This window comes from Mariprofundus ferrooxydans PV-1, from assembly GCF_000153765.1.
In the GTDB taxonomy this organism is placed as follows: Bacteria; Pseudomonadota; Zetaproteobacteria; order Mariprofundales; family Mariprofundaceae; genus Mariprofundus; species Mariprofundus ferrooxydans.
In genome coordinates this window covers 1,300,049-1,313,182 of record NZ_DS022294.1, presented here as the reverse complement: position 1 = coordinate 1,313,182, position 13,134 = coordinate 1,300,049, and the positions used below count along the sequence as shown (strand labels likewise).

10 protein-coding genes are annotated in these 13,134 nt (G+C 52.2%); 7 read left to right on the top strand and 3 right to left on the bottom strand.

Annotated features, from left to right (window positions below; genetic code table 11):
- Positions 1-8: 8 nt before the first annotated feature.
- Entirely contained in the window at positions 9-2,279 is a 2,271-nt protein-coding gene (locus SPV1_RS05985; protein ID WP_009850242.1) for an NADP-dependent malic enzyme, read from the top strand.
- 490 nt (positions 2,280-2,769) lie between these two features.
- On the opposite strand, the gene ald is transcribed toward SPV1_RS05985, so the two are convergent.
- Both ald and SPV1_RS05975 read right to left on the bottom strand, forming a co-directional pair.
- A complete protein-coding gene (ald, locus tag SPV1_RS05980; protein ID WP_009850241.1) occupies positions 2,770-3,885 on the bottom strand; it encodes an alanine dehydrogenase in 1,116 nt (371 codons plus the stop codon).
- A gap of 164 nt (positions 3,886-4,049) precedes the next feature.
- Positions 4,050-4,982 carry a M23 family metallopeptidase gene (locus tag SPV1_RS05975; protein ID WP_152909336.1) on the bottom strand — a complete coding sequence of 311 codons (933 nt, stop codon included), beginning with the start codon at positions 4,980-4,982 and terminating at the stop codon, positions 4,050-4,052.
- Between the two features lie 154 nt (positions 4,983-5,136).
- Here SPV1_RS05975 and SPV1_RS05970 point away from each other — a divergent pair, with 154 nt between their 5' ends.
- The 6 genes from SPV1_RS05970 to SPV1_RS05945 all read left to right on the top strand — a co-directional run bounded on the left by SPV1_RS05970 (position 5,137) and on the right by SPV1_RS05945 (position 10,956).
- Complete coding sequence (locus SPV1_RS05970) at positions 5,137-5,523, top strand: hypothetical protein (protein WP_152909335.1); 387 nt, start codon at positions 5,137-5,139, stop codon at positions 5,521-5,523.
- A 78-nt stretch (positions 5,524-5,601) separates the two neighbouring features.
- A complete protein-coding gene (gene hemA, locus SPV1_RS05965; protein ID WP_231288298.1) occupies positions 5,602-6,909 on the top strand; it encodes a glutamyl-tRNA reductase in 1,308 nt (435 codons plus the stop codon).
- The gene (prfA, locus tag SPV1_RS05960; protein WP_009850237.1) at positions 6,890-7,963 is read left to right on the top strand and encodes a peptide chain release factor 1; all 1,074 of its coding nucleotides are present in this window, start codon (positions 6,890-6,892) and stop codon (positions 7,961-7,963) included. Before hemA ends, prfA begins: the two co-directional genes overlap by 20 nt.
- Before the next feature lie 98 nt (positions 7,964-8,061).
- Positions 8,062-8,610, top strand: a complete 549-nt coding sequence (locus tag SPV1_RS05955) for a YqhA family protein (RefSeq protein ID WP_009850236.1) — start codon at positions 8,062-8,064, stop codon at positions 8,608-8,610.
- Positions 8,611-8,619: 9 nt separating this feature from the next.
- Complete coding sequence (prmC, locus tag SPV1_RS05950) at positions 8,620-9,459, top strand: peptide chain release factor N(5)-glutamine methyltransferase (RefSeq protein WP_009850235.1); 840 nt, start codon at positions 8,620-8,622, stop codon at positions 9,457-9,459.
- 171 nt (positions 9,460-9,630) lie between these two features.
- Positions 9,631-10,956, top strand: coding sequence for a hypothetical protein (locus SPV1_RS05945; protein ID WP_009850234.1), 1,326 nt, complete (start codon positions 9,631-9,633; stop codon positions 10,954-10,956).
- 235 nt (positions 10,957-11,191) lie between these two features.
- Here the strand turns inward: SPV1_RS05945 and SPV1_RS05940 are convergent.
- On the bottom strand, positions 11,192-13,134 hold a 1,943-nt coding region (locus SPV1_RS05940; protein ID WP_155806637.1), incomplete at its 5' end, for a RelA/SpoT family protein.

Below are 13,134 nucleotides of genomic sequence, written 5' to 3'. Positions count from 1 at the left end.
GGTGCATAATGGCAAAAGAAGATCTACGCAGGGACGCATTCGAATATCATCGCTCACCCACACCGGGAAAGATCAGCATCCGCCCGACAAAACCATGCCTGACCCAGCGAGATCTGGCGCTGGCTTATACTCCGGGCGTCGCCGAACCATGTCTGGCTATTGCTGAAAACCCGGAACTGGCCGATGAATTCACCTCACGCGCCAATCTGGTCGGCGTCATCACCAACGGCACGGCCGTACTCGGGCTGGGTAATATCGGCGCGCTGGCCGGAAAGCCTGTCATGGAAGGTAAGGCCGTACTGTTCAAACGCTTTGCTGACATTGACGTATTTGATATTGAGCTCGATGAAAACGATCCGATGAGCATCGTAGAGACCATTGCCCGTATGGAACCGACCTTCGGCGGCATCAATCTGGAAGATATCAAAGCTCCCGAATGCTTTATTATCGAGGAAGAGCTGAAAAAGCGCATGAATATTCCGGTGCTGCATGATGACCAGCATGGTACGGCTGTGATTATGGCTGCGGCCTTCATCAATGCGCTGGTACTGCAGAACAAACAGATTGAGGACGTGAAAATCGTCTGTCTCGGTGCCGGCGCTGCCGGTTTTGCCTGCATGAAGCTGATTGAGCAGCTGGGCGCCACGCACGAGAATATTCTGTTTCTCGACCGCAAGGGCGTCATCCACAAAGACAGCGGTGAAGATCTGCCGCCGCACAAGGCATACTTTGCCACCGAAAGGCCGGAGCGTACGCTGGCAGAAGCCATGAAAGACGCCGATGTATTTATCGGCCTGTCACAAGGCAACATCGTCAGTGCGGAGATGCTGCTGTCGATGGCTGAAAAACCGATTGTCTTCGCCATGGCCAACCCGGACCCGGAAATTGACTATGCGCTGGCCATGTCCACCCGCAAGGATCTGATTATGGCCACCGGGCGCTCCGATCACCCCAATCAGGTCAATAACGTACTGGGCTTCCCCTTCCTCTTCCGCGGCGCACTGGATGTGCGCGCCACCACCTTCAATGAAGAGATGAAAGTTGCAGCCGTTCATGCGCTGGCGGAGCTGGCCCGCGCCGATGTGCCGCACTCCGTACTCAAAGCCTATGGCGCCAGAGAGCTGCGCTTCGGCCCTGAATATATCCTGCCCAAGCCGTTCGATCCCCGCCTGATTGAAGTGGTACCGGTTGCTGTCGCCAAAGCCGCTACCGACACCGGCGTGGCGCGCAAGCCACTGACAAATGCCAAGGCCTATGCGCAGGAGCTGGCCGGCCGCATCGATAATTCCCGCCTGTTCATGCGCATGATTTCGGACAAGGCCCGCGCTCACCCGACTCGTCTGGTCCTGCCGGAAGGCGAGGATGAAACTGTGATTCGCGCCGCCATATCCATGCAGGATATGAATATTGCCGACCCTATTCTGATCGGCCGAAAGAGTGTGATTGAGCAGATCTGTCATCGTGACAGACTGGATATCTCCCGGATCGAGGTCGTTGATCCATCTGTGGAAAACTCGCGCTTTTCCAGCCTGGCCGATGCCTATTATTTTGATCGCAAGCGCCATGGCATGCTGCGTGATGATGCGGCAAAAATGCTGCACAGTGACATCAACCTGCTCGGAGCCATGCTGGTACGTCAGGGCTTTGCCGATGGTATGCTTTCCGGCCGTACGGCCCATTATCCCAATGTACTACGGCCGCTGCTGAAGGTGCTTGGTCATGATAACACCGGCAACCACCATCATGTATACGGCATGTATATCATGGTCATGGAAAACGCCGCATATTTCCTGACCGACTGTACGGTGAATGTGGAGATGGATGCAGAGCAGCTGGCTGAACTGGCCGAACTGGCCGCTGATACCGCCACATCACTGGGGTGTGATGCGCGCGTGGCCATGCTCTCCTTTTCCAACTTCGGCAGCGTCGATCACCCGGAAACACGCAAGGTTGCCGAAGCCACCCGCCTGCTGCAGCAACGCAGGCCGGATCTGACTGTCGACGGGGAGATGCAGGCCGATACCGCGGTCAACGGCGCCATCCTGGAACAGTATCCGTTCAGCAAACTGCAGGAGCCGGCCAACGTACTGATATTCCCGACCATGCAGGCCGGCAACATCGCTTACAAACTGCTGCGCGAGCTTGGCGGTGGCACAGCCATCGGCCCGATACTGCTCGGTCTGCCCCAGCAGGCGCATGTGCTACACACCGGTGCCAGCGTGGATGACATCGTCAACATGGCCGCCATCGCCGCTGCACGGGCTGCTGCTGACAAGTAATAAATAAGAGGGGATTGAATAGTGTTCAATCCCCCTCTGTTTCAGGTTCATAGCGCATTATCGGGAAGCAAGCGGCGCTGTCCCGCCGCGCGATAGTTGAAAAGTGAGTGATTTGGATTCCCCCTTATAGATTTGCCGAATAGAGTTATTCACTACAGGAACAAGCTGCGGATGCAGCGGCTGTAGTGAATGGCTCGTATGAGGGAACCCGCAGGGCAAAGATATCGGGGGGCGGCTTTCTTTCACCCCTTTCTTTTCCGCAAAAGAAAGGGGGATGCTCTGCTTTAGCAGAGTAGAATGTAGCTTTAAAAGCACCTATCGCATACCGGGAATCAAAAAGCTTTCAGCCATATTTCCCGCTAGCGCGATGCACAAAAAAAAGGGGCTGAATAATACTATTCACCCCCCTTTTTTACGCTTGACAGACCTTACACTTCAGCCGGCTAATTGCCCCTGCCCGATCAACCGTGGTCGATGGCCCCTCGCAGAACTACAGCGACAGCGGCTCATACGGCATGCCTGCAGCTTCAGCCACGGCAGGATGGGTAATCTGCCCGTCCCATGTATTGACGCTCCGCCTTAACGACCTGTGCTCGCGTATCGCCGACACCATGCCGGCTTGCGCCAGCAACCGTATGTACGGGAAAGTTTCAGCCGTTAATGCCTGAGTACTGCTAACCGGCACGGCACTCGGCAGATTAGGCAGGCAGCAGTGCAGCACACCTGATTCAACATAAACCGGCTGTTCATAACTGGTCGGACGACTCGTCTCCGAGATACCTCCCTGATCAATCGCCACATCCATGAATACCGAGCCGTCGGGCATGCGCTCGAGAAAGCTGGAGGTCAACAGGTGCGGCGCATGTGCGCCGGGAACCAGAGCGGCTCCAATTAGCAGATCGCACTCATCCAGCGCCTCAAACATCATTTGCTGAGCAAAGAAACGCACTTCACAGCGCTGACCGAAATGCTGGCGCAAAGCGGCTACCGATTCCACGCGCGCCTCCAGAATATGCACTATTGCTCCCATACCGATAGCAACTTCGGCGGCACTGCGCCCGACGTTGCCGCCGCCCAGAATCAACACGTTCGCCGGCTTCACATTCGCGACGCCGCCCATCAGCACACCGCGTCCCGGCCACTGCGTGCCATTCTCCGACTGCAACAACGACGCCCCGATCTGGGTCGCAAGCCTGCCTGCAACCTGACTCATCGGAGCCAACAGAGGCAGCCTGCCATCATCGGTCTGCACCGTCTCATAGCCGATGGCCAGCACCTTCTTCTCCAGCAACACCTGCAACAACTCCGGGCAGGCAGCCAGATGCAGGAAGGTAAACAGGCCCAGCCCCGGCCGCAGGAACTGATACTCCCGGGGCAACGGCTCCTTGACCTTGACGACCAGCTCCGCAGCCCATGCATCAGCTGCAGAGGCTACGATCATGGCTCCGGCATCGGTATACTCCTTGTCGGAAAAGCCACTGCCTGCCCCGGCACCCTGCTCGACAAGCACCTGATGCCCGTCTTCCACCAGCGCCCTGGCGCCTTCAGGTATCAGAGCCACCCTATGCTCCCTGTTTTTGATCTCTGCAGGTATGCCGATGATCATCGCTACTCCCTTTCATGCAAAAAAATTATTGACGTTGCCCGGTAACAGTGCGCCTGTCAGTTGAGATAAGCTCAGAATCCGAGCCTGTGGATTATAATCATGGAAGCAGCTCGAAGATAGCGGCTCTGTGCAGACATCAGGATCACCCTGTGCCGGACGGAAGATTACCCTCTGGGCAGAAATTGCCTCGGGTTAACCAGCTTGCCGTAGTGACGTACTTCATAATGAATATGCGGACCGGTTGAGTGGCCGGTGGAACCGACTTTTCCCAGCGTCTGCCTGTCCTCAACGACATCACCGATTTTGACACTGAGGCTGCTCATATGTGCATAGCGCGTCGAATAACCGTAACCATGATCGACATCGACCACATAACCGAAATCCTGCATTTTGCCGGCAAAACTGACCACGCCGGCACTACTTGCCAGCACCGGTGCGCCGGGTCTGTTGGCGATATCAACGCCATAATGCATCGCCTGCCCACCGGTAAACGGATCGATGCGTGGACCAAAGCCGGAGCTGATCCAGCCGCCCTTCGTCGGCCAGGTATGCGGCCGGGCATCCAACTGGGTGCGTTTGCTCTCCAACATATAGTCCAGAGCTGTAAACTGCGCGTCCATCTGCTTCAGGCGTGCATCAATCTGTGCCATACCCTGTTGCACGACAGGAGCATCCACCACCGTTCCCGGCTGACGCAGACCGCCAAGCGCAGGCTCCATGCCAAAATCGAATTCGGATTTATCCAGCGATGCCACATCCACCAGACGTGAACCCAGCGCATCCAGCCGGGTCATCTTTGCCTGCAATTCGCCCAATGCGCGTGTATACACCAGTGATTTGTGCTGCTCTGTCTGCAACTGCCCCTGCAGGCTTGCAACCGTTGCAGCCTGCTGCGCCCTGGCTTGCTGCAGCAGCACAGCGGTCTTTTCCAGCTCCAGTGCAAGCCGGCCACTCTGCCATGTCCCATATGCGCCCCACACGCCAAAAGCAACGAGTGCAGAGATGACAAGTACCGACAGGGTCAGAACATTTCGCCCCATCACCAGCGCAATCAGGCGGCCCGATGAAGATGTAGATATCATCAACTGTTGTTTCAATTACACCCCCTATCCCGGGTCATTTATTTACGCCAGCAATCCGTCACGTATGATAAGCACAATCCATTGACGGGCAGAGCCATGGCTCTACTCTTGCCTCATGCAATCACACCCTGAAAACAGCCCGCAGACCATATCCATTCGCCGCCATTGCATGCAAAACCTGCTGCATGAACTCCTTGTCAACGAGCGCCAGGATTGCAGCGGCCTGTTAGCAAAGGCGGGAAATATCGTGGAAACACGTTTAATTGTCACGCAAAACCTGATTTCCGCCGATCCTGACAACGTTGAATTTATCCTGCAGCAGCAGCGCGAACTCGACACCCGAGGGCTTGATATCTGCGGCATTTATCACAGCAGCCATGTCAGTCAGGCAACGCTTGCCCGGCTGACAACACTGTATCAATCCGCATTGGGACGGCGTCCCGAGTGCTATCTGAGGCTCGACCCCGACCAGCCCGGACGCATCGATGCACGCCTCTATCGCGATGCAACCCATCACCAGCAGATCACGCTGAATATGGTGGAAGACGAAACCTGATTAGCATGACAGATGTCCCTCTGTACCCTGTGGCACTGAAACGCTAAGCTTTCGCCCATGCGCATCTGTCATATAGGGTTGAATCATAAAACCGCACCGGTCGAGCTGCGTGAGCGCCTGGCCGTACCGGAAAGTGAAATTGCCGATATTCTGCAACACTGTGTCAGCGACCCCTCTATTCGCGAGGCATCGTTGCTATCCACCTGTAACCGCGTGGAAATGACCGTGGTGACCCATGACCCTGATGCCGCCATCGCCGCTGTACATACCTGGTTCGCCGATAAGGCGGGCATGGATATAGAGCTGGTCAGCGAGCACCTCTATTCGCACACGGCCGAAGAGGCCATTCGTCATCTGTTTGCTGTTGCCTCCGGCCTGGACTCACTGGTTCTCGGCGAACCTCAAATTCTCGGTCAGGTTAAATCATCCTACGAGCACGCTCTCTCCGCCGGCACAGCCGGACATGTACTGCACCGACTGTTCCAGTCCACGTTCGCTGCAGCCAAACGAGCCCGCAGCGAAACGAATATCGGCAGACAATCGGTCAACATCTCATCCTGCGCTGTTGAGCTGGCCCGACACATCTTCGGCGATCTGGCCGGCAAGACGGTACTGTTGATGGGTGCAGGCGAAATGGCAGAGCTGGCCGCCCGTCATCTCAGAGCCAACGGCTGCTCCGACATTCTGGTGGCTAACCGCACCCTGAAGCGGGCCGAAGCGCTGGCTGTCGAATTTGAGGGCCATGCCCTGAGTATGGAGCAGCTGCCAGACTATCTGGATGCAGCCGACATTGTACTCTCCAGCACCGGCGCTTCCACCTTTGTACTGCTGCCCGATGTTGTTGCCGCCGCCATGAAAAAGCGCCGCAACCGGCCGATGTTCCTCGTCGATATTGCCGTACCGCGCGATATCGATCCCCGCATTGCCGAGATTGATGACGTATACCTCTATGACATCGATGACCTGCAACAGGTTGTACAGGGCAATGTTGAGCAACGTCAGGAAGAAGCCGAACTGGCGCGCAAAATCCTTGAGGAAGAGGAGCTGGCATTTCTTGTCTGGCTGAAATCGCTTGAGACCGTACCCATGATCCGCAGCATTCAGCAGCAGATGGAACAGCAGCGTGCTGAGGAAGTTGAGAAAGCGCTGCGCTACATGAAAGATTTTGAACCGGAGCAGTTACAAGCCGTCGAACGATTCAGCAAGGCGCTGATGAAACGCTATATGCACCCTACACTGAGAACACTGAAGACCCTGCCGGATGATATCGAGGGTGATCTGCTGATGGGTGCTGCCACCCGCCTGTTTGACCTGGATCTGCCGCAGTCCCGCCATCTACACTCCGTACCGGCAACAAAGGGGAAGAATGAACAATCGTCTGGATAACATCCTGCACAGGCGGGAAGAGATCGCCGTTATGCTCGCCGATCCCGACGTCACCTCCGACAATAAACGCTATACGGCTCTATCCCGCGAATTCTCAGAAATCGAACCCGTCGCCGAAGAGGCACAACATTACCTCGATCTGCAACAACAACTGGCGGACAATCTGGAGCTGATTGCCGATCCGGATTGCGATGCGGAACTCAAAGAGATGGCGGAAGCCGAGGCGCGTGAAATCAAGCAGGCCATCAGCGCCAGCGATGCCGCGTTATCGATGCTGCTGCTGCCGAAAGACCCGAACGATAATCGCGATGTTATTCTCGAGATCCGTGCCGGCACCGGTGGTGATGAAGCAGCCCTGTTCGCAGCCGACCTGTTCCGCATGTACAGCCGCTATGCAGAAACTCAGGGCTACAAGGTGGAGATCCTCTCCGCCAGTGACACCGGTATCGGCGGCTACAAGGAGATCATCGCCCAGATCAGCGGTAACGGCGTCTTCTCGCGCTTCAAGTTCGAGTCGGGCGCACATCGCGTGCAGCGCGTACCGGAAACCGAATCCGGCGGCCGCATTCACACATCGGCCTGCACCGTAGCCATCCTGCCTGTCGCTGAAGAGGTGGATATCAACATCCGCCCGGAAGATCTGCGCATAGACGTCTATCGTGCTTCCGGCGCCGGCGGCCAGCATGTCAATAAAACCGAGTCGGCAGTGCGTATCACCCACATACCCAGCGGCCTTGTCGTCACCTGTCAGGATCAGGCCAGCCAGCATAAAAACAAGGCTCAGGCCATGAAGGTGTTACAGGCCAGACTATTCGACAAGGAGCAGTCTGAGCTGGATGCCGAACGTTCCCAGGCACGCAAGGGCATGGTCGGCTCCGGCGACCGCTCGGAACGTATTCGTACCTATAACTATCCGCAGGGACGCATTACCGATCACCGTATCGGCCTGACCCTGTATAAGCTCGAACAGATTCTGGGAGGCGATATGGGTGAACTGCTAGATGCGCTGATCACCTATCATCAGGCTGAACTGCTCGCAGCACAACACGGATAAGCAGGCACAATAAGTGCGGCTGATTGCCTGACTGGCGCAGGCGTGATGGAATCAGTCTCATTCAGACGGGCAGGCCTTAGCGGCCGGGGATAACATTGATGAATATCATCGAAAAACACTTTGAGAAACTACTATGGAACAGCCGGCTGTTTATTCTGCTGGCCGTGATTTTCGGCATGATTGGCGCGGTCATCCTGTTTATTGTCGGCAGTGTTGATATCTACTCCGTTGCTGCCGACACCGTCTCCAGCTATCTACATCATGAGCATCCGGCAGGATTCCACGAAACAATTGTCGGCTCCATTATCGGCGCTGTAGACCTCTATCTGATTGCCGTGGTTCTGCTGCTGTTCAGCTTTGGCCTGTATGAGCTGTTCATCTCCGAAATTGATGCCGCCCAGGCCAGTGAATCATCCAATGTGCTGGAAATCCGTAACCTTGATCAGCTCAAAGACAAGCTCGCCAAGGTCATTGTCATGGTGCTGGTAGTCAGCTTTTTCAAAACGGTACTGCATACCACCTACAATGGCCCGCTGGAAATGCTCTATTTTGCGTTTTCTATTCTCGCCCTGTCGGTTGCACTCTATTTCCTGCACAAGGGCGGAGACCACAAATCTCATGACGGGCCTGACGCTGACGGGCACTGAAACATCACTGTGACGACAACCAGCGAACTGCTACGGCTTGCTGCCGCAGACCTCCAACAGGCCGGCTGTGATAGCCCGCGCCTGGATGCCGAGTTGCTGCTCATGCATGTATGGCCATGCAGTCGCACCGATCTGATTATACGCGCGCATGATGAGCCGCCCGCAACGGTGAGCCGCCATTTTGCAGCCCTGCTACAACGCCGGCTTGCACGCGAGCCGCTGGCCTATATCACCGGTGAAAAAGAGTTCTGGTCGCGCCCGTTCCGGGTCAGCCCGGATGTATTGATCCCGCGACCGGAAACCGAACATCTGATCGAGGCTGTTCTCGCCCGCTTTCCGGATCAAAGCGCGCCCTATCAATTCTGCGACATCGGCACCGGCTCCGGCTGCATCGCCGTCACGCTGGCCGCCGAATACCCGCATGCCGCAGTCACTGCCACCGACATATCAGAAGCCTCGCTCAGGATGGCGCAGACCAATGCCGCCGCACTCAATGTCGCATCTCGTCTGGCATGGCGCAGCGGTGATCTGCTGCAAGCGCTGCAGCCAGAAGACGGCCCTTTTGATGTTGTGATCTCCAACCCGCCCTATGTCAGCAGCGATGAGATGCATGGACTGGAACCGGAGCTGGCTCTGGAGCCGCGCCATGCACTGACCGATGAGGCCGACGGCCTGCAGTTGCTCGCCACCATCCTTAATGATGCACCTGTATGCCTGAAGCCGCATGGTTATATCATCGTCGAAACCGGCACCTGCGGCCTGCCCGACACACCGGAGAGCCTGATCATGGAAGAGGAGATACGCGACCTCGCCGGCCTGCTCCGCGGCGCTGTTTACAAACGGGCATAATAAGGCCTTCAGACTTCATTCCCGCCATATCTTTATAAGTAATATTGTTCATTCATAGAAATCGGAATAGCTGATCCCGACCAAAACCAGTCATTCAGATTGTACTCTTCAATGGAAAGTAAGAGTTTCGAAGTTTCTGTGAAATCAGGGGTGATTTAGGAGAGTAAAATTATGAATCAATATATTGGAGATTCGTCTAAGGCTGGCTTGAAAACTAAGCTTGAAAGGTTTCGCTTCAATTATATTGGACTCCCTCTTATTAAATTCGCATACAAAATTCGCTTCTTGGTACTTAAAAAGTCATTGAAAACACAACTGTCCATTCACTTTGCGTTAAAAATTCTGATTAGAGCTTTAGACCCAGATTCAAGACTTCATGGTTATGACGAACACACCGACAAGATGGTCCATCTAGCAACATGGAAAATAACGCATCAGGAAGAATTTGAAGAAGATTGTTGTATTGAAGAAATCGAACGCCCAGAAGACCTAAAAAAAGCCATACATGACCTACGTCAGGACTATTTTTCGAATAAAGAGGTGATTGACAAACTCGCCTCAAAAGCCATTAATAATGAAAACATTCGGTCTCTTGTTGTTAGGTATTTTCTAGTGATGAATTTCACTGAGACGCTTCAAAAAAAGACTAAAACTGCTCAGCAGCATTTAACTCGAGCTAGAGAACTAGATGCCTCTGCTGAACCCCTTGAAGCAAAACACCTTTGGGAAATCGATAGAAAAACAAAAAAGAAATATAAGAGCATACGTAATGAAATTGCAGATAAAACAGCTGTAAAAATTTCATTTGATGAAATAAATATTGGTGCATTTCTTTCAATTTTATCAGCGCTATTTCTTACCAGTGGATTTCTATATGAATACACATTTCTTGGCGCTTTTGGGATTGATGTAACGCGGTATTTCACGCTAGCTGATTATTTAGCTTCAAGTATGGAAGCCATTCGGTTTTCACTAGTAGGGGCTATTTTTGCGTTAATTGGATTTATCTTTAGAGTTAATGGTGACAGTCGTATGTCACCTTCAGAACTAGAATACAATAACAAACAAAATGATAAGATGTATTATTTTCTCTTAGCCACATCTATTGCTGCAACAGCATATGGATATTTTTATTCGAAGGAGATGATGTTCGCCTATCTACAACTCACATCGCTTTTATTAATTTTTCGGATTCCAGCCAGATTTTACATACGTTATTTCGCTCAACCTCTACAAGCTTATGTAATTATAAGTATTACACTTATTTTTTCTCTGTACCTATATACATCGGCAAGAAAAGAAGTGTACGAGGCTAAAGTAGCAACCCCCTCAAGCGTTGAAGAAACATTTTTGATCGACCCTAATATTAAGATTCCCAGTAAAAGTTTACTTTTGTTAGCGGCAAACAGTCAGTATTTTTTCTTTTTAAATACTGAGACTAAGAAAACACTCGTCCTTTCAAAGCAACGAATATTTGCCGTTGAGGAAAATGAGTAGGACACTATATTCAATACCGAATTGAGTCTTATTAGCTCTATTGAATATCCATCCTTGGTCTAGGCTGTGTGAAAACTTAACCCCCTCTGAATTTCTTGGATTTATAGGGTCTTAAAGCATATCCAGAGTCAAACAGATTGATTGTAAAGCATTTCTTGAGCTCGGTTTTTTTAGAAGTTTCGGGGTCAGGCCTTGTTTTGTGGATATTAGAAACTCGAGGCTAAGGCTATCGTTTTTATGCGTTCTGCCGATAAACCTTGAGTACATTGGGTAGCTGCATAATTTTGTCAGTGACTTTTTGCAGTTGTTCAAGATCCTCTATTTCCATCATGATTTGCATATCTGCTGTTTGCGTATCTTTGTTTGATAGGGTCTGAACACTGAGTACGTTTACTTTCAGGTCGGACAGTATGCTTGTAATGTCTTTTAACAGGCCGGTTCGATCAATGGCCTCGATAACAAGATGGATCTCAAATGTCTGATGATCATGGTCTGCCCACTCAACAGAAATGAGTCGCTTTTGCTTATCATGTTCCAGGTTGAGGATGTTTGTGCAATCCGGGCGATGAACCGAAACCCCCTGGCCCTGGGTGATAAAGCCAATAATCTCATCACCGGGAACAGGCTTACAGCAGTTGGCCATATAGGTTAACAGGTTACCTACGCCACACACATTGATCGATGGATCTGCACCCCTCTTTTTCGGTTTGGGTTTAAAGGGCAGTGCTTTCAATGACTCATGGGCATAAATCTGGTTTAAGCCCTGCGTTAACTGAACTGATGTGATATCGCCACGCCCAACTTTCGCGTACCACTCTTTTTCACTATTCACTTTAAAATGAGTGAGGGCTTTATTCGTATCAGGATTTAAAATGTGCATGCGCTTGAGTTCGCGGTCGATTGCCGTTTTCCCATCCATCACATTTTGCTCATAATCCTGTTGCCGAAACCAGATTTTGATTTTTGAGCGTGCCTTGTTGCTGGCGATGTAACCTAAGTGAGGATTGAGCCAGTCTCTGCTGGGTGCTGCATGGTTCGTAGTTAAAATTTCGACCTGCATACCATTTTGCAGTTGCGTGGTTAGCGGTACGATCTGACCGTTCACTTTTGCGCCCCGACATTTATGCCCGACTTCTGTGTGAATGCTGTAGGCAAAATCAAGCGGGGTTGCGCCTTGCGGCAAATCAATGATTTTGCCCTCAGGACTTAACACAAATACTCTGTCAGAGAAGAGCTCTGTTTTAAAACTGTCTAAAAACTCCTCATCACTATTTTCCGGTGTTTCCAATAACTTCCGGATCGAATGAATCGTTTTTTCCAGCACATCGTCCTGTTTGCTTCGCTCTTTATAGCGCCAGTGTGCCGCCACACCAAATTCTGCAAACTCGTGCATGGCTTTGGTTCTGATCTGAATTTCGACCGGCTTCCCTTCGGGCCCGTAAACGGCCGTATGCAGGCTTTGATAGCCATTGGGCTTTGTGTTGGCAATATAATCATCAAACTCTTTGGGGATATGATGCCAGCGACCATGTATCAGCCCCAGTACGGTATAACACTCTGCAATGGTGGTGACCGTGATTCTTAACGCCAGCACATCAAACAATTCCGAGAACTGTTTGTCTTTATGCGTCATCTTTGACCAGATACTATAGATATGCTTTGGCCTGCCATAAACTCTGGCATCAATCCCGGAGCTGTTTAGCAACGTATTAATTTCTGTGACAACCTGTTTAATATAGGTCTCACGTCCGCCTCTTTTTTCCTCAAGCATGTTTGCAATGCGCTTATAGGTCTCAGGTTGCAGATAACGGAAGGACAGGTCTTCGAGTTCCCATTTCAGTTGTCCTATCCCTAAGCGGTTGGCAATGGGTGAAAAGATTTCAAGTGATTCTGATGCAATGCGCTTTTGTGTCTCTTCATCTGCCTTGGACAGCTCTCTGAGCCGCTGCACCCTGTACGCAAGCTTGATGAGCACCACGCGCACGTCATCAACCATGGCTAACAACATTCTTCTCAGACGCTCAGACTGTACCTGACCATCCGATTGACTTGCTTTAAACCCGTGCAGCTTTTCCAGCCCCTGAACCATATGAACCACTTCGTCGGAAAATTCATGTTGAATGACCTTGTGAAATTCAGTGGAGCGCAGGCGGCTGTCACTGAGCAGGCATACAATAA

Coding starts and splice junctions, on each gene's coding strand:
- SPV1_RS05985 (WP_009850242.1), top strand. CDS start 9: ATGGCAAAAGAAGATCTACGCAGGGACGCATTCGAATATCATCGCTCA.
- ald (WP_009850241.1), bottom strand. CDS start 3,885: ATGATCATCGGCATACCTGCAGAGATCAAAAACAGGGAGCATAGGGTG.
- SPV1_RS05970 (WP_152909335.1), top strand. CDS start 5,137: ATGCAAAACCTGCTGCATGAACTCCTTGTCAACGAGCGCCAGGATTGC.
- prfA (WP_009850237.1), top strand. CDS start 6,890: ATGAACAATCGTCTGGATAACATCCTGCACAGGCGGGAAGAGATCGCC.
- SPV1_RS05955 (WP_009850236.1), top strand. CDS start 8,062: ATGAATATCATCGAAAAACACTTTGAGAAACTACTATGGAACAGCCGG.
- SPV1_RS05945 (WP_009850234.1), top strand. CDS start 9,631: ATGAATCAATATATTGGAGATTCGTCTAAGGCTGGCTTGAAAACTAAG.